The 21,148-nt window shown below is 69.6% G+C and carries 22 protein-coding genes; 12 read left to right on the top strand and 10 right to left on the bottom strand.

The genetic code is table 11. From position 1 onward, the window contains the following. Nucleotides 1-20: 20 nt before the first annotated feature. From cofC to cofD, 3 genes are all read right to left on the bottom strand, one after another. Complete coding sequence (cofC, locus tag WFH44_RS10515; RefSeq protein WP_336713818.1) at nucleotides 21-758, bottom strand: 2-phospho-L-lactate guanylyltransferase; 738 nt, start codon at nucleotides 756-758, stop codon at nucleotides 21-23. Further along, entirely contained in the window at nucleotides 749-3,460 is a 2,712-nt protein-coding gene (locus tag WFH44_RS10510) for a bifunctional FO biosynthesis protein CofGH (RefSeq protein ID WP_336713817.1), read from the bottom strand. The genes cofC and WFH44_RS10510 overlap by 10 nt, the downstream gene beginning before the upstream one ends. A gap of 72 nt (nucleotides 3,461-3,532) precedes the next feature. Then, the gene (cofD, locus tag WFH44_RS10505) at nucleotides 3,533-4,534 is read right to left on the bottom strand and encodes a 2-phospho-L-lactate transferase (protein WP_336713816.1); all 1,002 of its coding nucleotides are present in this window, start codon (nucleotides 4,532-4,534) and stop codon (nucleotides 3,533-3,535) included. Between the two features lie 298 nt (nucleotides 4,535-4,832). On the opposite strand from cofD, the gene WFH44_RS10500 reads away from it, so the two are divergent. After that, on the top strand, nucleotides 4,833-5,600 hold the full coding sequence (locus WFH44_RS10500) for a DUF2637 domain-containing protein (RefSeq protein ID WP_336713815.1): 768 nt from the start codon (nucleotides 4,833-4,835) through the stop codon (nucleotides 5,598-5,600). Between the two features lie 6 nt (nucleotides 5,601-5,606). Here WFH44_RS10500 and WFH44_RS10495 read toward each other — a convergent pair whose 3' ends face one another. Beyond that, nucleotides 5,607-6,590, bottom strand: a complete 984-nt coding sequence (locus WFH44_RS10495; protein WP_336713814.1) for a S1C family serine protease — start codon at nucleotides 6,588-6,590, stop codon at nucleotides 5,607-5,609. A gap of 107 nt (nucleotides 6,591-6,697) precedes the next feature. Between WFH44_RS10495 and WFH44_RS10490 the strand changes: the two genes are divergently transcribed. Then, nucleotides 6,698-7,333 (top strand): LysE family translocator, encoded by a 636-nt coding sequence (locus WFH44_RS10490; protein ID WP_336713813.1) that lies wholly within the window; start codon nucleotides 6,698-6,700, stop codon nucleotides 7,331-7,333. A gap of 67 nt (nucleotides 7,334-7,400) precedes the next feature. Here WFH44_RS10490 and WFH44_RS10485 read toward each other — a convergent pair whose 3' ends face one another. Both WFH44_RS10485 and WFH44_RS10480 read right to left on the bottom strand, forming a co-directional pair. Continuing rightward, a complete protein-coding gene (locus tag WFH44_RS10485; RefSeq protein ID WP_336713812.1) occupies nucleotides 7,401-7,817 on the bottom strand; it encodes a ChaB family protein in 417 nt (138 codons plus the stop codon). Nucleotides 7,818-8,014: 197 nt separating this feature from the next. After that, complete coding sequence (locus WFH44_RS10480) at nucleotides 8,015-8,617, bottom strand: NAD(P)-dependent oxidoreductase (protein WP_336713811.1); 603 nt, start codon at nucleotides 8,615-8,617, stop codon at nucleotides 8,015-8,017. A 91-nt stretch (nucleotides 8,618-8,708) separates the two neighbouring features. Here WFH44_RS10480 and WFH44_RS10475 point away from each other — a divergent pair, with 91 nt between their 5' ends. Continuing rightward, nucleotides 8,709-9,095 carry a winged helix-turn-helix transcriptional regulator gene (locus WFH44_RS10475; protein WP_336713810.1) on the top strand — a complete coding sequence of 129 codons (387 nt, stop codon included), beginning with the start codon at nucleotides 8,709-8,711 and terminating at the stop codon, nucleotides 9,093-9,095. A 187-nt stretch (nucleotides 9,096-9,282) separates the two neighbouring features. Beyond that, nucleotides 9,283-9,555, top strand: a complete 273-nt coding sequence (locus WFH44_RS10470; protein WP_336713809.1) for a hypothetical protein — start codon at nucleotides 9,283-9,285, stop codon at nucleotides 9,553-9,555. A gap of 24 nt (nucleotides 9,556-9,579) precedes the next feature. Here WFH44_RS10470 and WFH44_RS10465 read toward each other — a convergent pair whose 3' ends face one another. Continuing rightward, entirely contained in the window at nucleotides 9,580-10,206 is a 627-nt protein-coding gene (locus WFH44_RS10465) for a uracil-DNA glycosylase (protein ID WP_336713808.1), read from the bottom strand. Nucleotides 10,207-10,309: 103 nt separating this feature from the next. Next, a complete protein-coding gene (locus WFH44_RS10460) occupies nucleotides 10,310-11,452 on the bottom strand; it encodes an acyl-CoA dehydrogenase family protein (RefSeq protein ID WP_336713807.1) in 1,143 nt (380 codons plus the stop codon). A 163-nt stretch (nucleotides 11,453-11,615) separates the two neighbouring features. On the opposite strand from WFH44_RS10460, the gene WFH44_RS10455 reads away from it, so the two are divergent. From WFH44_RS10455 to WFH44_RS10420, 8 genes are read left to right on the top strand one after another with little or no spacing between them, the layout of a single operon-like run. After that, nucleotides 11,616-12,737, top strand: coding sequence for a LolA family protein (locus WFH44_RS10455; protein ID WP_336713806.1), 1,122 nt, complete (start codon nucleotides 11,616-11,618; stop codon nucleotides 12,735-12,737). Continuing rightward, complete coding sequence (locus WFH44_RS10450; protein ID WP_336713805.1) at nucleotides 12,734-13,678, top strand: ABC transporter ATP-binding protein; 945 nt, start codon at nucleotides 12,734-12,736, stop codon at nucleotides 13,676-13,678. The genes WFH44_RS10455 and WFH44_RS10450 overlap by 4 nt, the downstream gene beginning before the upstream one ends. Continuing rightward, nucleotides 13,668-14,534 (top strand): ABC transporter permease, encoded by an 867-nt coding sequence (locus tag WFH44_RS10445; protein ID WP_336713804.1) that lies wholly within the window; start codon nucleotides 13,668-13,670, stop codon nucleotides 14,532-14,534. The genes WFH44_RS10450 and WFH44_RS10445 overlap by 11 nt, the downstream gene beginning before the upstream one ends. Nucleotides 14,535-14,576: 42 nt before the next feature. Further along, nucleotides 14,577-15,824 (top strand): MFS transporter, encoded by a 1,248-nt coding sequence (locus WFH44_RS10440; RefSeq protein WP_336713803.1) that lies wholly within the window; start codon nucleotides 14,577-14,579, stop codon nucleotides 15,822-15,824. Next, complete coding sequence (locus WFH44_RS10435; protein ID WP_336713802.1) at nucleotides 15,821-16,510, top strand: FadR/GntR family transcriptional regulator; 690 nt, start codon at nucleotides 15,821-15,823, stop codon at nucleotides 16,508-16,510. Before WFH44_RS10440 ends, WFH44_RS10435 begins: the two co-directional genes overlap by 4 nt. A gap of 55 nt (nucleotides 16,511-16,565) precedes the next feature. Beyond that, on the top strand, nucleotides 16,566-17,168 hold the full coding sequence (locus WFH44_RS10430) for a TetR/AcrR family transcriptional regulator (protein WP_336713801.1): 603 nt from the start codon (nucleotides 16,566-16,568) through the stop codon (nucleotides 17,166-17,168). After that, complete coding sequence (locus tag WFH44_RS10425) at nucleotides 17,165-18,121, top strand: EamA family transporter (RefSeq protein ID WP_336713800.1); 957 nt, start codon at nucleotides 17,165-17,167, stop codon at nucleotides 18,119-18,121. Before WFH44_RS10430 ends, WFH44_RS10425 begins: the two co-directional genes overlap by 4 nt. 45 nt (nucleotides 18,122-18,166) lie before the next feature. Beyond that, nucleotides 18,167-18,649 (top strand): TspO/MBR family protein, encoded by a 483-nt coding sequence (locus WFH44_RS10420; protein WP_336713799.1) that lies wholly within the window; start codon nucleotides 18,167-18,169, stop codon nucleotides 18,647-18,649. Between the two features lie 411 nt (nucleotides 18,650-19,060). Here the strand turns inward: WFH44_RS10420 and WFH44_RS10415 are convergent, their stop codons facing one another. Both WFH44_RS10415 and WFH44_RS10410 read right to left on the bottom strand, forming a co-directional pair. Further along, the gene (locus WFH44_RS10415) at nucleotides 19,061-19,861 is read right to left on the bottom strand and encodes an alpha/beta fold hydrolase (RefSeq protein ID WP_336713798.1); all 801 of its coding nucleotides are present in this window, start codon (nucleotides 19,859-19,861) and stop codon (nucleotides 19,061-19,063) included. 75 nt (nucleotides 19,862-19,936) lie between these two features. Further along, a complete protein-coding gene (locus tag WFH44_RS10410) occupies nucleotides 19,937-21,130 on the bottom strand; it encodes an acyl-CoA dehydrogenase family protein (protein ID WP_336713797.1) in 1,194 nt (397 codons plus the stop codon). Nucleotides 21,131-21,148: the final 18 nt, after the last annotated feature.

Below are 21,148 nucleotides of genomic sequence, written 5' to 3'. Positions count from 1 at the left end.
GAAGCTGCCTGCCGGGCAGGTCAGACGGCCGCCGCGGTGAGGGCACTGGGTGGTGTGGGGCCGCTGGCATAGTGCGTGCCGTAGGCGCGGGGCGGGGGCTGCAGCATGGTGGAGCGGGTATGGTCTCCCGTTCCGCGGTGCAGCGCCCGATTCAGGTCCTGGACGGTGTCGACATCCAGGCGCAGCGTGGAGGCGGCCAGGACGGGCAGCGGGACGTGGCCGGCCCGGGTGTGGGCCTCACACGAGCCAGGGCCGAAACGGGGGATGAGTTCCCGTCCCGGCAGGGCGGTGATCATCGTGGTGCCGGTGCCGTCACGGTCGGGGACCAGGGCGCGCGGGTGCTGAGCGGCCGCGCCGAGGCCGGCGGCGAGGTCCAGGGGAAGCAGGCATGGCAGGTCTCCGGTCAGGGCGGCGACGGGACAGTGTGGTGCCTGTACCCTGGCCCATTCGACGCCCGCGGCCACGGCGGCGTTGAGCCCTGCTCCTGGGTCGGCGACCAAGACGATGTCCGGGATGGCGGTGAGCACCGCGGGGTCGGAGGAGACGATCACGATGTCCGCTACCTCGGGGACGGCCTGGGCTGCGGCGACGGTGTCGGCAAGGAAGGCCAGGGCCAGTCCGCTGCGCACGTCGGGGCGTAGCCCGGGACCGCCGTGACCGGCGTGTCCGAGCCTGCTTTTGGCTCCGGGGCCGCCCTTGAACGGCACGACGAGGGTCCACTGCCCGGCCGGGTGGCCGGTGATGCATGTCAGCGGCATGAGAGCGCTCCTTCCAGGCTGTCGCGTTCCGGCCGTCCCAGCCCGGGCATGCCGAGGGCGACAGGGGCGGCCCCGGCGGGCACGCGGCCCGCATCGGCGGCCTCGGGCAGTACTTTCAGGGATTTGCCGGTAGCGGCGTAACCGGTCTCGGCGTGCCTGCGGGCAGCCGCGAGACGTTCGGGCGTGGGCGTGCCGTATTCGGTGGTGCGCTGCCTGGGATCGCGGCCGATGCTGCGGATCAGCCGCTCGAGTTCGGAGACAGTTTTTTCCGAGCCGTTCTCCGCGCCGGCCATCCGGGAGATGGTTTCCTCCATCAGGGTGCCGCCGAGGTCGTCCGCGCCGCCGTTGAGCATCAGTTGTGTGCCGTGGTTGCCGAGCTTGACCCAGGACGTCTGGATGTGGTCGATTCGCCCGTGCAGCATCAGGCGGGCGACGGCGTGCACAGCCCGGTTTTCCCGCAGGGTCGGTCCCGGCCGGGCAATGCCGGCGAGGTAGACCGGGGCGTTGGTATGGATGAAAGGCAGCAGCACGAACTCGGTGAACCCGCCGGTCTGATCCTGGATCCGGGACAGGGTGCGCAGGTGCCCCACCCAGTGGGAGGGGTTGTCCACGTGACCGTACATCATCGTGGCACTGGATCGGATCCCCAGCCGGTGGGCGGTGGACACGATCTCGATCCAGTCCGCGGCGGGCAGCTTGCCCTTGGTCAGGACCCATCGGACCTCGTCGTCGAGGATTTCCGCCGCAGTGCCTGGGATCGTATCCAGGCCTGCGGCTTTGGCCTCGGCGAGGAAGTCCGTGTAGGACAGGCCGGTGCGGGCGGCGCCGTTGACGATCTCCATCGGGGAAAAGGCGTGCAGGTGGATGTCGGGCCGGCGCTTCTTGACCTCGCGGGCGAGGTCGAAGTAGGCGGTGCCAGGTAAGTCCGGGTGGATGCCGCCCTGCATGCAGATTTCCGTCGCACCGATCGCCCAGGCCTCGTCCACCCGCTCGCCCACCTGTGACAAGGAGAGCGTGTAGGCGTCGGCATCGGTGCGGCGCTGCGCGAAGGCACAGAACCGGCAACCGGTGTAGCACACGTTGGTGAAGTTGATGTTCCGGTTGACCACGTACCCCACATCGTTGCCGACCGCCTGCTCCCTGACCAGGTCTGCCAAAGCCGCCAGGGCCTCCAGTTCGGGCCCTTCCGCACTGAGCAGCGCCAGGTAGTCCGCGTCAGACAGGCCCTCCGGATCGTTCTCCGCCCTTGCCAACGCGGCCCGTACTTCGCGGTCTCCGCCGCCGCCGCGCATGGAAGCCCGACCCTGGGCGACGTCCTCGCGCAGCGCTTCCCAGTCCCCGTACACGGCGTCGAAATCCCCGCGCCGGTCGCCGGTCCGCCCCGCGGTGTCAATCTCGGTGTGCAGGTCCACCCGGCCCGTCCCGGCCCAGTCGGGGTCCGGTTCCTGCCAAGGCCGGCCCTCCGGCACAGCATCCTCGGAGGCCAGCCCATTGTCAGCCGCCAACGCGCGCACGTGCGGGGCAAGGCGCGGATCGATCCAGGGTTCCCCGGCGAGGATGTAGCGGGGATGGGCGGTCAGCCGTTCACGCAGGAGAAAGCCGGACTCGGCCGTGAGCCGGGCCAGGTCTTCCAGATGCGGCCAGGGGCGCTCGGGATTGACATGGTCCGGGGTCAGCGGGCTAACTCCGCCCCAGTCGTCTACTCCCGCGCGGACCAGCAGGGACAGTTCCCGGGCATCGGTCAGGTTCGGTGGCGCCTGCACCCTGGCCTTGGGCCCGAGCACCAGTCGGGCCACGGCGACCGCGGCCACGTACTCCTCCGTTGCCAGGTCCGGTTCGTGCATCATCGCGGTCGCGTCCTTCGCCCGGAAGTTCTGCACGATGACCTCCTGGAGGTGGCCGTAGCGCCGGTCTATAGCCCGCAGCGCAAAGATCGCCTCCACCCGCTCGGCGTAATTCTCCCCAATACCCAGCAGCACCCCGGTAGTAAACGGGACGGAGGAACGGCCGGCGTCCTCAAGCACCCGCAGGCGCACCGCCGGGTCCTTGTCCGGGGACCCGAAATGCGGTCCGCCCTTCTCGGAGAAGAGCCTGGCGGCAGTAGTTTCGAGCATCATGCCCATCGACGGGGCCACGGGCTTCAGCCGCTGGATCTCTTCCCAGGTCATCACCCCCGGATTAAGGTGCGGCAGCAGGCCGGTCTCTTCCAGCACCCGCACGGCCATAGCCCGGACGTAATCCAGCGTCGAGTCGTAACCGTGCGCGTCCAGCCAATCGCGTGCCGCCGGCCACCGGTCCTCGGGCCGATCCCCCAACGTGAACAGCGCCTCCTTACACCCTGCGGCCGCCCCCGCCCGTGCGATCTCCAGGATCTCGTCCGGAGACAGGAACATCCCCTTGCCCGCTCTGGCCAACTGCCCCGGCGTTTGCACGAACGTGCAGTAATGGCAGCGGTCCCGGCACAAATGCGTCACCGGAACGAACACCTTCTTCGAGTACGTGATGATGCCCGGGCGGCCAGCCTGCTGCAGGCCCGCATCGCGCACCCGTGACGCCGCGGCCAGCAGCCGCTCCAGGTAGTCGCCCCGGGCATGCAGCAACGTTTCGGCCTCCACCGGGTCGAGCGATACCCCATCTTCTGCACGCCGCAGGACCCGCCTCAGCGCACTGTCGGATGGAATGAAGGGCTTGCTCTCGGACATGGGAGTTGCTCCTATAGGTCTAATCGGTCAGGGAAGTGTCAAGGCCGGTGGACGCGCCGGTCGCCGGCATCCTCAGGTGCGAACTGGCTCTACAGCCAAGGCCAAAGCCTCGGAAGCGATCGCAGCGGTGGCCGGAACGTCGGTCATCCACAGGGGCACGGCTGCCGCCTTAAGCCCGGCGTCAGCCAGGGCGGCCAGGGCGGCTTCGTCCGCGATGTCCACCAGCCAACCGTCCAGCAGCCCGTCTTTAGCTCGGGCGCCGTAATGGCGCCCGACGTCTACTGCAGTGGTTGGGATTCCGAGGGCCGCCAGGCACTGGTCCGCCATGCCGCGCACCGCGGAGGTGCCGATGATGGGGGAGATGCCCACAACCGGAGCGCTGGTATTCCCTATGGCTTCACGGATGCCCGGCACAGCAAGGATGGTCCCCACAGATACCACCGGATTCGACGGCGGGATGAGCACGACGTCGGCGCCCAAGATGGCGTCGACAACGCCCGGTGCCGCTGTGGCAGACTCGAGCCCGACCTGGACAAATCCGGCGGCGGGAACGGCCGCACGGTACCTGACCCACCATTCCTCGAAGTGGATGAGGTCACCTGCCCTATAGGCGTCCTTTGCCTCGGCAAGACGAACGTGCGTTTCCACCGGCTCGTCGGACATTGGCAGAAGGTTCACGCCCGGCTGCCAGCGTTGGCATAAGAACTTCGTTGCCTCAGAAAGCGTCGACCCTTCACGCAGGAGTTCGGACCTGACTATGTGGGTCCCGAGGTCAAGGTCGCCAAGCGTAAACCAGTCCCAGCCCCGCCCGTAAGCGGCAACCTCGCCAGCCGTCCGCCGGCTGTCATCCGACCGGCCCCAGCCTTGGCTCTCGTCGACTCCGCCGCCCAAGGTGTACATAAGGGTGTCGAGATCCGGGCACACCCGGAGTCCGTTTAGCCACATGTCGTCACCGGTGTTGGCGATAACAGTTACCTCCACCGCGGAATCCTGACCGGCGTCGGAAGGGTACGCTCCTGCCAAATGCGCCAGTAGTCCCTGCACGAAACGCGCGCCGCCAACACCGCCGGACATGACGGTTATTTTTTCCACCGCCGAGCCCCCTCCTTCTTGTGCTCTGAATCACAACAACTATCTATGATCATTATTAGCATATGAAGGTGAAGCGTGGAAGAAGTGACGGCGGGGCTGGCCCAACGGCTGCGGTTGCGGGGGAGCGACGGGGGGCAGCGGCTAAGTGATCCTGCGTAGGGGAAGTGCGGGCCGGGGTCGGCCGGGGCGGAAACGTTCTATGGCTCGGTATTCTTCTTGGGGGCGCAATCACCGCCTGCGGCCGGAACGCCGCCGGACAAACAGCAAGGCATGGATTTCGATGAGCAGCGGAAAGATTCCGAACGAACCTCACAGGGCGGTGCTGTGGACCGCCGTCGGCGCCACGGTGGTCATCGCCGTCGGCGCTTTCGTGCTCTCCTTCGCCGCGCTGACGGACCTGGCCCAGCGCTCCGGTATCGACGCCCAGCTCGCGTGGATCTGGCCGATCATCGTGGACGGCATGATCGTCGCGGCGACCGTCGCGATTGTGGCGCTGAACGGCCACGACCGGCGGGCGATGGTCTATCCGTGGGCGCTGCTGATCTTTGGTGCCATTGTTTCCACGGCGGCGAACTCGGTCCATGCGATCCTGACGGTGGACAAGATGGCCACGGACATTCCGCCGCTGGTGTCCGCGCTGGTGGCGGCGATGCCTCCCGTGGTGCTGCTGGCCATCACCCACCTGACCGTGCACATGTACCAGAAGCGCGCCGAGGTGGCCCAGCAGCGCGCGGAGGAGCAGGCGCTCGCGGAAGCGGAGCTGGCAGCGAGCGGCTATTACGCGCACGAGTATGAAGAGGACTGGCAGCTCGCCGAGGTGGACGAGGCGCGCCGGGCGGACGCCGCCTACGAAGTGCCGCAGGACATCGCGCTGGCCATGCCGCCCTCGCCGGCCCGCAGGCCTCAGGCCCGGCCTGCCGGAGCCGGCGAGGAGGCCGGGCGGCCCCTGCCGTCGGACGGTCCCGCACCCCTCTACGACGAGACGGTCCAGGCGCTGGCCCCGGCCGGGCTGGAGCAGGAACCGGCGCGGGAGGATGCGCGGGCTTAACGGCTCCTAGCCGGCCGACATCTCCTGCGGCACGGCGATGAGCTCGCGAAGGCCGCCGTCGCGCAGCACAGCCAGCGGGAATTCGGCGCCGATCGCGTCGGCGAAGAGCAGCCGCTGCAGGCTCTGCGCATTCGCCAGCGGTTGGCCGCCGGCCCGGATCACCACATCGCCCGCGCGCAGCCCGGCCCGCTCGGCCGGAGACTCCGGCAGCACTTCGACCACGCGCAGCCCCCGCCGCTCGCCGGTGCGCAGGCCGTCCCGTGCGGACAGCGGTACCGGCGTACTCACCAGGCCGAGGTAGGCCCGCCGCACACGCCCGTCGGCCAGCAGGGCGGAGATGATGCGCCGGGTGGTGCTGTTGATCGGCACGGCCAGGCCCAGCCCGATTCCGGCGACGGCGGTGTTGATCCCCACCACCCGCCCGGCGGCGTCGGCCAGCGCGCCGCCCGAACTGCCCGGGTTCAGTGCGGCGTCGGTCTGGATCACGTCCTCGATCACGCGCCGGTTCCGGCCGGCGGCCACCGGAATGGAGCGGCCGAGCGCGCTGACCACGCCGGCGGTCACGGAGCCGGCCAGGCCCAGCGGATTGCCCACCGCGACCACCAGCTGTCCGACGCGCAGCCGCCCCGCGTCGCCCAGCTCGACCGGCTGCGGCACGGTGAGCCGCCCGCGCAGCACGGCCAGGTCGGACAGCGGATCCGCGCCGATCACGTCGACCTCGGTCCGGGTGCCGTCCGCGAAGGCCGCGTGCCCGCCGTCGGCATTCGCCACCACGTGGGCATTGGTGAGCAGATAACCGTCCTCCGTGAAGACCACGGCGGAGCCCGCACCGGTCGGGAAAGTCTTGTCCCGGCGTCGTACTTCCATCTGCACGGCCGCGACGTGCGGCGTGACGGTCTCCGCGATCCGGACCACCGACTCGGAGTACGAATCCAGCGGATCGACGGCATCGCGGGACGGCTCAATCCGTGGTTCTGGGATCGCGTTCACGGGCACCTCCGGCATTGCTTGTTCTCCATGGAACAGCAGATCCGGCGGGTTTGATCCCCGCCGACGCTACGCCTTCAGTGAACCGCCCGGGCGTTGTAGCATCAGGCATGCCCGAAGCGAGCAGCCTGCTGGCCTTCGCCCTCGCCGCCTTTGCGCTCATCGCCGTGCCCGGTCCCAGCGTGCTGTTCGTTATCGGACGGTCGCTGGTTCTGGGCCGCGCCGGAGGGCTGCTCAGTGTCGCCGGCAATGCCGCGGGAATGCTGCCGCAAATCGCGGCGGTGGCGTTGGGCGTCGGCGTCATCGTTGCGGAATCGGCAGTCCTGTTCACGATGATCAGGCTCGCCGGCGCCGCGTATTTGGTCTATCTGGGCGTGCAGGCCGTGCGGCACCGCAACGCGGGCCCGCCCGCCGGCGCCGCCGTTGCCCGGACCTCCGCCCCGCGCATCCTGCGGGAGGGGTTCCTCGTGGGTCTGAGCAACCCCAAGTCCCTCGTGTTCTTCATTGCCGTGCTGCCGCAGTTCGTCGACTATGCGGCCGGAAGCGTCCCGCTCCAGCTCGCCGTGCTGGGCCTGGTTTTCGTGGCAATAGCGCTCGTCTCGGACAGCGTTTGGGCGCTGGCGGCGGGAACGGCGCGCAGCTGGCTGGCCGGCAGTCCCCGCCGGGTGGCGCGAATGCGGGCCGCCGGCGGGGTGATGATGATCGGCCTCGGGGGCACGCTCGCTGCCGTGGGCGGCAAGGGCTGAGCCGTGACGGTCAGCGGCTGCGGTCCGGAAGGCCGGGGTCCGGAAAAGGACGACGGCGGCCGCCGGGTCAGCGGTTTTTGCGGGTTTCGCGGTCGTTCGCCTTCTTGACCGCGTCCACCAGTTCCGACTTGTTCATCTTGGACCGGCCGGGCACATCGAGCTTCTTGGCCAGATCGTAGAGGTGCTCCTTGGAGGCGTTCGCGTCGACGCCGCCCTTGGTTGGGCGCGAGGTGTCCTTGCCGCCCTTGGCCTGCTGGTCCGAGGGGCCGGGGTGGTCCTTGGGCTCCCAATGGTCCCCGACCTTCTCGTGGGTGTGCTTCAGCGCGCTGTAGCCGACCCGGTGGGCGCGTCCCTCGTCGCCGTAGGTCTTGGCAGCGGAGTCGTGGGCCTTGGCAAACGTTTCCTGGGCTTTCTTGCCGGACTTCTTCAGCGTGCTCGGCAGCTCGCTCTTCTTCGGCTTGCCGCCCTTGTCCGTCTTTGGCACGCGGACCACGTCCTTTCACACTGTGCGGTTTGAACGTTCATCTTCCAAGGTTGCACAGTTGCCGCCGGGCGCCAAGGCCGCGGCCGGACCTCGCGCCTCGACGCCCCCCCAAGATGACTGCGCCGCTGATGGCCCTTGCGGGCGGCGAAAAGGGCATCAGCGGCGCCCCCGGTAACGGGGTTTGGTTCGCCCGGCGGTCAGTTGGCGACGGTGAAGCGCCGGTTGCGGTGCTTCGGCTCCTCCAGTTCGTCGAGGACGGCGACGGCAAAGTCCTGCGTGGAGATCGAGTCTCCGACCGGGGAGTCCAGGCCCAGCTTGAAATCTCCTGTGCGCTGGCCCGGGGCGATCATGGGAGCCGGCGCCAGCATCGTCCAGTCCAGCCCGGCTGCGCCCCGGTAGGACTCCAGGACCTGGGCGAAGGTCGTGGCCTCTGCCAGGTAGGCATCGGGGAAGCCGGGCAGGTCCTTCAACTGCACGCCGTCGACCTCAAGCGCGCCGGCTCCGCCGACTACGAAGACACGGGCCGGAACGCTGCTGGCGGCGATGGCGCGGTGTGCGGCAAGGAGGGGTTCGTGCGGCCCGCCGCTGCGGTCCGGCGAGACGGAGAGGACGACGGTGTCATGCGCGGCCGCCAACTCCTGGAAGGTGTCCAGGTCGGCCAGCTCCGCGGCGCGCACCGACGCCCCCTCAACGGCGGAGCCGCTGCGGGTGACCGCCGTGATGTCGTGTCCGCGGCGCAGAGCCTCCGCGGCGATCTCCGATCCGACCATTCCCGAGGCTCCGTAGAGTGCGATCTTCATAGGTTTCCTTTCGACGTTCCGCCGGAGGATCCGGCAATGTGCCTATGGTATCCATTGGAAACCAAGTACCTCAAAGTAATACAGTTACCTCATGAATACTGAAGCGCGCCCGTTCGATGTGATGGAGTCGGACTGCCCGTCGCGCGTGGTGCTGCAGCGCATCGGGGACAAGTGGACGCCGCTGGTCTTCCAGGTGCTCAAGGGCGGGCCGCGGCGCTTTTCCGCCATCCGCACGTCGATACAAGGGGTCACTCCCAAGGTGCTGACGCAGACGCTGCGTACGCTGGAGCGGGACGGCCTGGTTGCCCGGACCGTCTACGCGCAGGTTCCGCCCAGGGTCGAATACCGCCTGACGCCGCTGGGGGAGACGCTGCTGGGGCCGCTGGATGCCGTCAGGATCTGGTCCGAGGAGCACGCCGGGAAAATCCTGCAGGCCCGTCACGACTACGATGACCAGCCTGAGGGGCGGGACGGCTAGAGATCGCCGCCGCGGTGCGTAATGCCGGGAAACCGGGGGCAACAAAAACAAAAAATCGGTAATCTGCGGCTGGATTTTCGCCGATGTGTTCCCAATGTGATGGAACTCGCATATGGTTCGGTGGAGCAATAAAAGCAATTTGTCTCACAAATGCTTCCACCGATGGGGTGTTGGAGGAACACAACAAATGAATGCACGTCTGCACGAGGCGATCGCTATCTTGGGGGATATCGACGCCGACGATGCCAGCACGGAGGCCCGGGGACGCCGTGCGCACGCGCGGGTCATCGCCATGATTGAATTCGCCGACGAAGTCTCCGGAATGCGCCGCGAACAGCGCATCGCCAACCTGCTGACCCTTGCCCAGCTCGGCAAGAAGGACTCCCAGTCCGCCCTCAACGAGGCCCGGCGCCTGCTCGCCGTGGACGAGGAGCCGAGCAAGCTGAAAGGCGCCGCCTGATTCTGCCGGCGGTCCGGGCTCGCGTCAGCGGGCCGGCCGGATTCCCGCGCGGCCCATGGCATCCCAGTAGGCGTCGCGCATCTCCAGCAGCCACGCCTGCTGCTGTTCAGGACTGCCGATGAACGCCCGGCCCCCGGTTGACCGGACGCGGTAGACCTTGAACCCGCGGGCGAAGAGCTGCCGGTCCGCCGTCCGGTCCAGCATGCCGGCGAGCTTATGGGCTTCGACGCCATGCGCGACGACGGCGGAAGCCCGCTCGACCGTCTTGAGGAACCGGCGGAAGGGCTGCAGGCCCTCAGTGATCTGGGCTTTCGTGAGTTTGCCGTCCTGCTTGTCGAAGACGTACCAGGGGTAGACGTTCCACGGCATGACGAACCGGGGTTCGAGGCCGACCTCTTCGTACACCGCCGCCAGGCGCGCTGCGCTGTCGTCATCGTTCTCGCAGGAGATGAAGCCCGATTCGGTGCCCGGTCCCGGGTTCGACGACAGGCTGACGATGCGGCACTCGTCCGTGTCATGCATCGGGTCGACATACGGGACCGGCCGTTCCCCTGAGCCTTGCCTCAGTTCGTCGCAGAGGAGGTTGACCGCCTCGACGTTGGCGTCGAACCGCCGTTCCCACTGCTGTGCCCGGTACTGCTCTTCAGCCATACGCCGTGACATCAAACCCCCTGGATCCAAGCCGCCGCTACTTCTTCCACCCTAAGCTCTTTGGCGCGCGGAAAGTCGACCGCGGCCGAAATGCCTGCGGGGCTCAGCGGCCTAGCTGCCGGGAAATCACCAGGCGCTGGATCTGGTTGGTGCCCTCGAAAATCTGCATGACCTTGGCCTCGCGCATGTAGCGCTCGGCGGGAAAGTCCTGGGTGTAGCCGGCACCGCCGAGGACCTGCACCGCATTGGTGGTGACCGCCATGGCGTTGTCCGTGGCCACCAGCTTGGCGATCGAGGCCTCCCGACTGTACCGGCGGCCGGCATCCCGCAGCCGGGCCGCGGACAGGTACATGGCCCGGGCCGTCTCCACCCCGACGGCCATGTCCGCCAGCAGGAAGGCCAGGCCCTCGTGGTCGATCAGCAGCTTGCCGAAGACCTCGCGCTCCTTCGCATACGAGACGGCGAGGTCCAGGGCGGCCTGGGCCAACCCGGTGGCCACGGCCGCGATGCCGAGCCGCCCGGAATCCAGGGCGGCGAAGGCGACCGCCAGACCCTGCCCCTCCCGACCGATGAGCCGCTCGGCCGGCACGTAAACGGCGTCGAAATTCATGGTGGCCGTGACGGACCCGGTGAGGCCCATCTTGTGCTCCGGCGGCGCCGCGCTCAGGCCCTCCGCATCGCCGGGCACGAGGAAGCAGGAGATGCCGTGGCGCGGATCGTCGGATGTTCGCGCGAAAACGACGTAGAAGTCCGCGGCACCGCCGTGGGTTGTCCACGCCTTCGCCCCGCTAATGACGTACCCATCGCCGCTCCGCACCGCCCGGGTGCGAAGCGCCGAGGGGTCGGAGCCCGCATGCGCCTCGGACAGGCAATAGGCGCCCAGGGTCTCGCCGGACAGCATGTCCGCCAGCCACGTCTTGCGCTGCACTTCGGTGCCGAAAGTGGCCAGCGGGAAGCAGCACAGCGCGTGCACGCTCGCGCCCACACCGACGCTCGCCCACGCGGCGGCGATCTCCTCGAACACCTGAAGGTAGGCCTCGGCCGGCTGGTCGCCGCCGCCGTATTCCTCCGCGTACGGCAGGCTCAGCAGGCCCGCCCGGCCCAGCGTCCGGTAGACCTCCCGCGGGAATTCTCCGGCCCGCTCCGCCGCGGCCGCCCGGGGCGCCAGCTCCTTCGCGGCCAGCTCGCGGGCCAGTTCCAGGAGGTCCTGAGCCTCCTCCGACGGCAGCAGCCGTGTTGCGCCCATCCGTGCCCCCTTGCATGACCGGCCCCGCGGGGGCAGCCGCGGAAACCGGAAATGTCTGCTTCACACCACTACAGCACGCCCGGGCAGCACTGACAACAGGTGAGCCCGCGGCCGAACCGGCGTAGGCTGGAAGGAGGCTTGCAAGGTCGAAAGGTCGATCGCCATGGCACGTTCATCAAAGCCAGGTTCATCCAGGCGCTGGCTGCCCGCTGCAGTGGTTCCCGCCGTGATTGCCGGCGGTGTCGTCGTCGGCACCGTACAGGCCGGGGCCGCGACGGACCTGCCGGACAAGACGCCCCAGGAGGTGCTGGCGATGGCCGCCGGCACCGACGTCCGCCAGCTCTCCGGTACGGTGGAGCAGACCTCGCAGCTGGGCCTGCCGCAGCTGCCCGAGACGGAGGAACCGGACTCCGGCCCCTCCGCGGCCGCCATGCTGGACCTGCTGACCGGCTCGCACAGCGCCCGCGTCTACCTCGACGGACACGACAAGGCCCGACTGCAGGTGCTGGACCGGCTGGCCGAGCGGGACGTGGTCCGCAACGGCCGGGACGTCTGGTTCTACAGCTCCCGGCAGAACGAGGCGGTCCACGCGCTGCTGCCGGAGCGCACGGCCAAGGAAGCCAAGGAATCTGTGCAGGACAAGTCCAGGGACGACGCCGGGTACACACCGGAGAGCCTGGCTAGCCGTTTCCTCGAAGCGGCTAAGCCGAGCACCCGCGTGACCGTGGGCGAGGACGTCCGCGTCGCCGGGCGGGACGCCTACCAGCTGCTGCTGGATCCCGAGAGCGCCGACACGCTGGTCGATTCCGTCGCGATCGCCGTGGATGCCGAGACCGGCCTGCCGCTCAGCGTGGACGTGCGGGCGCGCGGGCAGCAGGAGCCGGCGTTCGAGCTGGCCTACACGAAACTGAGCCTCGGCGCCCCGGACCCGGGGGTCTTCGACTTCACGCCGCCGGCCGGTGCCAGCGTCACCGAACACACCGTGCCGGACCAGGCCGCGCAGCGCGCCGAGCGGAACGCACGGGACGAGGGCGCGGACGCTCAGCACCCGGATGGCAAGGCGACAAAGACCGGAGACGGTTGGGACACCGTCGTCGAACTTTCTGCAACGAGTTTGCCGGAGGGTTGGGCGGACTCGCCCGCCATGGCCCAAGCCCTGCGGAAAGTCGACGGCGGGCGGCTGCTGTCCACGGCGCTGGTGAACGTCCTGCTGACCGACGACGGACGTGTGTTCGCCGGATCCGTCACCCCGGAGCGGCTGCAGGCGGCGGCGGAGGGCCGGTGAGCGGCGCCTCCGAGGAACCCGCGATCGAAACCCGCGGCCTGACCAAGCGCTTTGGCCGGCAGGCCGCCGTCGACAATATTGACCTGGCCGTCCCGCGCGGTGCCGTGTTCGGCTTCCTGGGGCCCAACGGCTCCGGCAAGACCACCACCATCCGCGTGATGCTGGGGCTGGCCGGTGCCACCGGCGGGAGCGTGCGCGTGCTGGGGGAGGAGATGCCGGCCCGGCTGCGCGAGGTGCTGCCGCGGGTGGGCGCCCTGGTCGAGGGGCCCGCGTTCTACCCGTTCCTCTCCGGCGCCGACAACCTGCGCCGCTTCGATACCGCGGACCGGCGTGCCCCGACCCGAACCCGCCGCGCCCGGGTCGCCGACGCGCTGGAGCGGGTCGGGCTCTCGCACGCCGCCGGCAAGAAGGTGCGCGCCTACTCGCTCGGCATGAAGCAGCGGCTCGGCATCGCCAACGCCCTGCTGATGCCGCGCGACCTGCTGGTGCTGGACGAGCCGACCAACGGCCTGGACCCGCAGGGCACCCGCGAGGTGCGCCACCTGGTCCGCTCGCTGGCGGCCGAGGGGACTACGGTGTTCGTCTCCAGCCACCTGCTGGCCGAGGTCGAGCAGATCTGCACGCACGCGGCCATCATGAGCGCCGGCCGCTTGGTGGCGCAGGGGACCCTGGAGAGCCTGCGGCGTTCCGGCCGCGCCCGGGTGAAGCTAACGACGCCGGACCTCGCCGACGCCGCGCGGGTGCTGCGGGGATTGGGGCTGGGCCTGGACGGGGGCGGGGAGCAGCTGACCGCGCCTTTGGTCGACGGCCTGCTGCCCGAGCAGATCGTGGCGGCGCTGGTCGCCGAGGGCGTCCGGGTCCGCGGGTTCGCCGTGGAGAGCAGCACGCTCGAGGAGCGGTTCGTTGCCCTGACGGGGGAGGGGTTCGACGTTGTCCAGTAAGCAGGGGGCCCCGCCACCGCCCGTCCGGCCGCGCTCTTCGGCCGGCTGGGCGCTGCTCGGCTCCGAGCTCGGCGTGCTCTTCCGGCGCTGGCGGACCTGGGCGATGCTCGCGGCGCTGGCCGCCGTCCCCGTGCTGATCGGGCTCGCCGTCCGGCTGACCTCCGAGGACATCGAGCCCGGGGACGGCCCGCCGTTCCTTGACCGGGTCACCCAGAACGGCCTGTTCATCGCGCTGACCGGGACGGTCGTCTCCATCCCGCTGTTCCTCCCGCTGACCGTCAGCGTCGCGGCAGGCGACACCATCGCGGGCGAAGCCAACCTCGGAACGCTCCGCTACCTGCTGGCCGCCCCGGCCGGCAGGATCCGGCTGCTCGCGGTCAAGTATGCGGCCGCCGTCGCCTTCTGCATCGCCGCCGCCCTGACCCTCGTCGCCGCCGGGATGCTGGTCGGCGTCGTGCTCTTCCCCGTTGGGCCGGTGACGCTGCTCTCCGGGGACACCATCGGCGTGGGCGAATCGGTGCTGCGACTGCTGCTGGTCGCCGCCTACGTCAGCCTGTCGCTGGCCGGGCTCGCCGCCATCGGCCTGTTCATCTCCACCCTCACCGAAGTGCCCGTCGGCGCCATGGCCGCCACCGCCGTCCTCGCCGTCGTCGCCCAGATCCTCGGCGCCCTGCCGCAGCTCGACTGGCTGCACCCCTGGCTCTTCACCGACCACTGGGTCGGATTCGCCGACCTGATCCGCCAGCCCATCTCCTGGGACTCCTTCGGCGCCAACGCGCTGCTCCAGGGCGGCTACATCGCCGTCTTCTGCGCGCTCGCCGGCAGCCGGTTCGCCACTAAGGACGTGCTCGCCTAGCTTGGGCTGGCCATTCAAACATCAGACGTCTAATGTTTGAGGGTGGCTTCCGAAACCCTGGGCGCGGCGCTGGACGAGACGCTCGCCCCCGAACTTGATGAACACGTCCCCGCCCCGCGCCGGCGGTGGACGGCCTGGCTGGCGGTTGCCGCCGTCGTCCTTATCGGGCTGAACCTTCGGGCCGGGATCACCAGTGCTTCGGCACTGTTCCACGGCCTGCAGCAGCTGCTGGGCTACGGGCCGCTGGTGGCGTCCCTGCTGCCGACCATCCCGGTCCTCTGCTTTGCGGTGGCAGGGGCGGCCACGGCGTGGCTGAGCGGGCGGATCGGGCTGGAGCGGTCGATCGCGTTTGCCCTGGTGCTGCTGGTTGCGGGGCTGGCGCTGCGCGGCTTCGAATCGGTGGGACTGCTGCTGGCCGGCACCGTGGTGGCGATGTCCGGCCTGGCGATCTGCAATGTCGCGATGCCCTCCTTCATCCGCGAGCACTTCGCGCACCGGACGTCGGCCATGACCGGGACCTTCACGATCACGATGGCCTCCGGCGCGACGGTGGCCGCGGCGGTGAGCGTTCCGCTGGCCGCCCAGCTGGATTCCCCGACGCGAGGGCTGGCGGTCTGGGCACTCCTGGCCGCGGTGGCGCTGGCGGCGTTCCTGCCGCTGGCCGCCGTGTCCCGCCCGCGCCCGCTGGCCGGCGGCAGGCGGCATGTGTCGCCCTGGCCGCTGCTGCGGACCCGGATGGGCCTGCTGGCCACCGCGCTCTTCGCCACCCAGGCGCTGCTGGTGTACGCGTTGATGAGCTGGCTGCCGTTCATCATGGTCTCGCGCGGACTGGATGCGGCCGGGGGCGGGCTGATCCTCGCGGTGGTCCAGGTACTCTCGATTCCGGCGGTGATCGTGCTGCTGGCCATGGCCACCCGCCCGCGCCTGCTGCGTCCGGCGTTCATGCTGACGGCAAGCTGTTCGCTGGCCGGCTACGTGGCGCTGCTGGTGCTGCCGGCGCAGCTGGGCCTGGTCCCGGCGGTGCTGCTGGGGCTCGGCTTCGGGGTGTTCCCGCTGCTGATGCTGGTGATCAGCCGCAGCGGCTCCAGCGCGGCCGAGACCACGGCGCTGTCCACGCTGGCCCAGTCCGTGGGTTACCTCTTTGCGGCCGCCGGCCCGTTCGGCCTCGGCCTGCTGCACGACGCCGTCGGTTCCTGGACGCAGCCCCTGGTGCTGATGCTGGCCGGCTCGGTGCTGCAGCTGCTGCTGTGCTTCTGGATCACGGCGCGGGAACGGAAGGCGCAGCCGTGAGCGGGGGTCCGCTGGCCCGGCCGCCGCTGGCCGATGAGGTCACCGCCCGGCTGCGCGAGGCGATCGCCTCGGGGGAGTGGCCGCTGCAGCAGCGCATCCCGTCCGAGCCGGAGCTGATGGAGCGCCTGGGTGTCTCCCGCGGGACGCTGCGCGAGGCGATCAAGGCGCTGGCCCATGCCGGGATGCTGGAGGTCCGCCGCGGTGACGGCACGTACGTGCGGGCCACGAGCGAGATCAGTGGCACCGCCCGCCGCGCCTATCGCGAGTACGACGACGAGGACGTGCTCCAGGTCCGCTTCGCGCTGGACACCCAGGCGGCCCGGCTCGCCGCGCGGTCCGCGGACGACGGCGCCGTGGCGGCTTTGCGGGAAATGCTCGCCAGGCGGCGGCGGGCGTGGGACCGGCAGGACCTGGCCGAATGGATCGCCGCGGACTGGGACTTCCACGAAGCCGTCGCGGCGGCCTCCGGCAACCCGCTGCTGCACGAGCTGTACTCGAGTTTCGGCGACGTCTTCCACGGGACCAAGATGGCCCAGCGGCTGCGCGACGGGTTCGACGGGTGCCTGCGGGCAGGCCACGAGGACCTTGCCGACGCGATCGCGGCCGGCGACGCGGACGCGGCGGCGGCAACCGTCAATGCTAACCTCGGCTACTGCCTGCAGTGGATGCCGCCGCGCGGGACATAGCCGCGGTGATTAGGTAGACTGGTCTACCTAATCATGTTTCGGATGGAGGCACGGGATGGCGGCGAAGAGCGGCGCGCAGAAGGCAGCAGCGGCGAAGACCGGATCCGCGCGGGCCAGGATCCTCGAGGCGGCGGCGCAACGCTTCTACGCGAACGGCATCGCCGCCACGGGCATCGACACCATCACGGCCTCCGCGGGCGTGGCGAAGATGAGCCTCTACAACAACTTCCCGTCAAAGGCCGCACTGGTGGAGGCCTACATCGAGACGCGGCACGAGGAGTGGCTGGGGCTTTACGAGGCGCGCGTGGCGGACAAGGCCACACCGCATGAGCGCGTCCTGGCCGTGTTCGACGCCTACATCGACCATGCCGAATCCGGTTACGAGCACGGGTTCCGCGGCTGCGGGCTGTTGAACGCCGCCGCCGAACTTGCCGCCGACGACCCCGCCCGCGCCGCGGTGCGCCGGCACAAGGAGCAGGTTGAGGAGATCCTGGCCGGGCACCTGCGTGAGCTGGCCGGGGGGCCTCGCGCCGGGCAGCTGGCCGAACACTTCTGCTTCCTGCTGGAGGGCGCGATGGCTAGGGCCGGCCTCGAAGGCGGGCCCCGGCGGCTGCTCGACGCCAAGGAATTCGCCGCCGGAATGCTGGCCGCGCTGTGAGCGGCACGGTAAATCGCGCTGCGAATGGCGCAGCCGCCGGCGCCGCCGCCATTCTGGTCACGTCGTTCCTGTGGGGCACCACGGGGACGGCGGCAACCTTCGCGCCCGGCGCCGGGCCGCTGGCCATCGGGGCTGCCGCCCTCGGTATCGGCGGGCTGCTGCAGGCCGCCATTGCCGTCCCCGCGCTTCGCAGCGCGCGAAACCAGCTGCGGGCGAATGCAGGCCTGGTCGCCGTGGGCGCCCTGGCCGTGGCCATCTATCCGCTGGCCTTCTACAGCTCGATGCACCTGGGTGGCGTCGCCATCGGCACGGTCGTGTCGCTGGCCTCGGCCCCGCTGGCCTCCGGACTGCTGGAGCGGCTGCTCGAACGCCGGGCCCTCAGCCGCTGGTGGATGCTCGCCGCGTTCCTGGGCATCGCCGGCAGCGCGCTGCTCTGTACGTCGCGCGTCGGCGAGGCGTCGGCCTTGGGGCCGGGCACCATCGCCAGCATCGGCCTCGGCCTGGTCGCCGGGACCACCTACGCGGTCTACTCGTGGATCGTGCACCGGCTGATGCAGCAAGGGGTGGGCCGGGCCGCCTCCATGGGGGCCGTCTTCGGCGCGGGCGGAGCGCTCCTGGTCCCCGTGCTCGTGATGACGGGCGCGCCGCTGGTGGCCTCGCCGTCGTCGTTCACGGTGGCCGCCTACATGGCGCTCATCCCCATGTTCGCCGGGTACTTCCTCTTCGGCTTCGGGCTCGCGCGGGTGCGGCCAAGCACCGCGACCACCCTCACGCTGGCAGAACCAGCCGTCGCCGCGGTGCTGGCGGTCCTCGTCGTCGGGGAACGGCTGTCGGTCCTTGGCTGGGCAGGGTTGTCCGTCATCGGCGCCGCGCTGGTGGTCCTGGCCTTCGCGCCGGCCAATGTCGAGATAGAAAGCCGCACGGCACTGGTGCCGCCGCCGGTCCGGGCCTAGCCTGTCAGGCAGGGACAGCCGGAATCCACCGCCGGGAGGCATTCAATGCATGCATCCACCATCGCCAAAACCGCCGCCTCCGTCGCCGCCACGGCGGTAGCAGGCTCGGTCGCCACGGACCCGTCCGACGCCTGGTACCGCAGCCTGCGCAAGCCCCCGTTCCAGCCGCCGTCCTCTGTGTTTCCGGTCGTCTGGACCGCGCTCTACGCCGACATCGCGCTCTCCGGCGCCGCTGCGCTGGATGGGCTGGAGGGGCGCGCCCAAGAGGAAGAACGACGGCGGTACCTGCGCGCGTTTGCCGCCAACCTTGTGCTGAACGCGGCCTGGAGCTGGCTCTTCTGGCGCAGCCGCCGGCCGTGGGCCGCGGCCGCCGAATGTGCCCTGCTTGCCGCCAGCAGCGCCGATCTCGTGCGGCGGACCGGCCGCGTCTCCCGGGCCGCAGGCACCGCGCTGGCGCCCTACGCGCTGTGGTGCACCTTCGCGACCGTGCTCACCGCGGCCATTGCCCGCCGCAATCCGCGGGCCTGACGAGCGGGACGGGGCCGCCCAAGGCGCTGTCCTGTCCTCGGGGGGACGTGGACAGGACAGCGCTCCGACCTCATGCCGGCGGAAAGCCAAGGCACGTCACCGGCGTCGGATGTGCCACTCGGCAGGGGGATGCCGTGGCACTTCCAAGGACACTATGCCAATAGGGAGTCAGCCGTGGCGGAGAAACGGCTTCTTGAGCCAATCTTGAGGAGATCTTGAGACGCCGGTGGCCAATCCGGCGGGGCCGTTAGTCCCTGGCGGCGCGCCCGCCGGCGCGCGCTGACCATGACCTCCAAGATGCCCCGGCACCGGACTTCGGTGGAAAACAGTCCCGCGACCGAGATCGGAACGTCGTGCTCCCGCAACTGCGGGCGGGCGGCCATCACCGTCGTCGCATCTAACAGGCAACTGCTACAACCCGGCACCTTGCCGCGGCCGAATCCTCGTTTCGGCGAGGAACTCGAGGACGGCCGGGCTGGCCTCCTCGCGGCACTCTTCGAAGAATGCGTGACGACCGCCGTCGATGATCCTGAGTCGGGCGCCCGGGATCCGCTCCGCCAGCAGACTTGCGTTCGCCGCGGGCACCATCAGATCGTCGCTGCCGTGCAGAATAAAGGTTGGTACGGCAATAGCGCCGAGCCTGTCCCAGGTGTCGTGGCGGTCGCTCGCCCGCCGGTGGCCGATCCTGGCCTGCCGGGTTGAAGGCTCACCGAGGGTGGCGTAGGGGCCGGGGTGAGCGGCCGTCCAGCCCGGCGAGTACATCAGGTCGGTCAGGGCGGCGGTCTTGGTGTCCGGGTCAGCCAGGCGGGCGCCGGCCCCGCTCGACATCCGCAGCGCGTTCGGTCCTCCGGCAGAGGTGCAGCCCATGACCAGTGCGCGGACCAGCGAGGGGTGCCGGAGCACCAGCTGCTGCGCCACTTTTCCGCCCATGGATGTTCCATAGACGCAGCACGATTCGATGCCCAGATGATTCAGCAGCGCTGCGGCGTCGTCCGCGAACCGCTCGGTTGAATATCCCGACGGCGGGGCGTCGCTGCCTCCGGTTCCCGGATAGTCGAAGCGGATGACGAGCTGGTCCCCCTCGAGATCCGGGGCTACCGGGTCCCACCAGGCCATGCCATTGCCCTGCCCGCTCAGCAGTAGGAGCGGGGCGCCGGAGCCGCTGCATTGATAGGCGATGGTGGTTCCGTCCATAGTTGTGAACGTTGCCATGGTTGCTTTCCTTCTCAGCGCAGGGAGGGCAGCCGTCCCGCCGCTGCCCTCCCAGGTTCGATGACCGGCGTCTGCTTAGTAGGAACGGGGCAGGCCGAGCACCTTGGTGGCGACGAAGGCCTTGATCATGTTGTTGTTGACCGGTGCCACCTGGTACATGCGGGTTTCGCGGAACTTGCGTTCGACGTCGTACTGGTCGACGAAGCCGTAGCCGCCGTGGGTGTTGAGCGCGGTGTTGGCGGCTTCCCAGCTCGCTTCGGAAGCCAGGTGCTTGGCCATGTTGGCCTCGGCGCCGCAGGACTGTCCGGCGTCGAACAGGCGGGCAGCCTCGAAGCGCATCATGTCCGCGGCGCGGACCTTCATGTAGGCGTCGGCGATCGGGAACTGCACGCCCTGGTTGGAACCGATCTTGCGGCCGAAGACCTCGCGGCTGTTGGCGTAGTCGGTCGATCGTCGGACGAACCAGTAGCCGTCGCCGATGGCTTCGGCGGCCAGTAGGATGCGCTCGGCGTTCCATCCGTCCAACACGTAGCGGAAGCCGTTGTCCACCTCGCCGATGACGGCCGAGGCCGGCACCCGCATGCCGTGGTAGTGGATCTGGTTGGTGGCGTAGTTGAACATGGTGCGGACCTTGACCACTTCGAGGGTATCCGGCTGCTCGGCCCGGACCTGGCGCAGGTCGACCAGGAACAGGGTCAGGCCCCTGGTCTTGTCTTTGCCCTTGGGTGCGGTGCGGGCCAGCACGAACGCCAGGTCGGATTCGTCGATGCGGCTGGTCCAGGACTTGTGCCCGGTGATCACGTAATCGTCCCCGTCGCGCACGGCGGCGGTCTCAATGCTGGTGGTGTCGGAGCCGGCCTTGTCTTCGGTGATGGAGAAGGCCTGCAGGCGCAGGCGGCCGGCGGCGATCTCGGGCAGGTACGCCTCCTTCTGCGCCTGGTTCCCGTGACGCAGCAGTGCACCCATGGTGTACATCTGTGCGTGGCAGGCCGCCGAGTGGCCGCCCGAGCGGTTGATCTCCTCCATGATGACGCTGGCTTCGGTCAGCCCGTAGCCCAGGCCGCCGTACTCGGTCGGGATCAGCGCGGAGAGCAGTCCGGAGTTGGTCAAGGTATCGACGAACTCCTGCGGGTAGCGGCGGTCCTGGTCGGTCTCGCGCCAGTATTCGTCACCGAATCCGGAGCACAGTTCCCGCACGGTGGTCCGCAGTTCCTCCAAGCCGGGCTTCTGGCCGGCGATGGTGCTGGTATCGATCGAATCGATGCTCATGGGTTTCTCCTTGCTGCA

It is taken from the genome of Arthrobacter sp. USHLN218, from assembly GCF_037144715.1.
Lineage (GTDB): Bacteria > Actinomycetota > Actinomycetes > Actinomycetales > Micrococcaceae > Crystallibacter.
Note: the sequence above shows the minus strand (reverse complement) of the source record. Positions and strands in the feature narration are given on the sequence as shown.

Coding starts and splice junctions, on each gene's coding strand:
- WFH44_RS10420 (WP_336713799.1), top strand. CDS start 18,167: ATGCATGCATCCACCATCGCCAAAACCGCCGCCTCCGTCGCCGCCACG.
- WFH44_RS10500 (WP_336713815.1), top strand. CDS start 4,833: ATGAGCAGCGGAAAGATTCCGAACGAACCTCACAGGGCGGTGCTGTGG.
- WFH44_RS10475 (WP_336713810.1), top strand. CDS start 8,709: ATGAATACTGAAGCGCGCCCGTTCGATGTGATGGAGTCGGACTGCCCG.
- WFH44_RS10460 (WP_336713807.1), bottom strand. CDS start 11,452: ATGGGCGCAACACGGCTGCTGCCGTCGGAGGAGGCTCAGGACCTCCTG.
- WFH44_RS10410 (WP_336713797.1), bottom strand. CDS start 21,130: ATGAGCATCGATTCGATCGATACCAGCACCATCGCCGGCCAGAAGCCC.
- cofC (WP_336713818.1), bottom strand. CDS start 758: ATGCCGCTGACATGCATCACCGGCCACCCGGCCGGGCAGTGGACCCTC.
- WFH44_RS10490 (WP_336713813.1), top strand. CDS start 6,698: ATGCCCGAAGCGAGCAGCCTGCTGGCCTTCGCCCTCGCCGCCTTTGCG.
- WFH44_RS10510 (WP_336713817.1), bottom strand. CDS start 3,460: ATGTCCGAGAGCAAGCCCTTCATTCCATCCGACAGTGCGCTGAGGCGG.
- WFH44_RS10465 (WP_336713808.1), bottom strand. CDS start 10,206: ATGGCTGAAGAGCAGTACCGGGCACAGCAGTGGGAACGGCGGTTCGAC.
- WFH44_RS10480 (WP_336713811.1), bottom strand. CDS start 8,617: ATGAAGATCGCACTCTACGGAGCCTCGGGAATGGTCGGATCGGAGATC.
- cofD (WP_336713816.1), bottom strand. CDS start 4,534: ATGTCCGGCGGTGTTGGCGGCGCGCGTTTCGTGCAGGGACTACTGGCG.
- WFH44_RS10415 (WP_336713798.1), bottom strand. CDS start 19,861: ATGGCAACGTTCACAACTATGGACGGAACCACCATCGCCTATCAATGC.
- WFH44_RS10455 (WP_336713806.1), top strand. CDS start 11,616: ATGGCACGTTCATCAAAGCCAGGTTCATCCAGGCGCTGGCTGCCCGCT.
- WFH44_RS10430 (WP_336713801.1), top strand. CDS start 16,566: ATGGCGGCGAAGAGCGGCGCGCAGAAGGCAGCAGCGGCGAAGACCGGA.
- WFH44_RS10470 (WP_336713809.1), top strand. CDS start 9,283: ATGAATGCACGTCTGCACGAGGCGATCGCTATCTTGGGGGATATCGAC.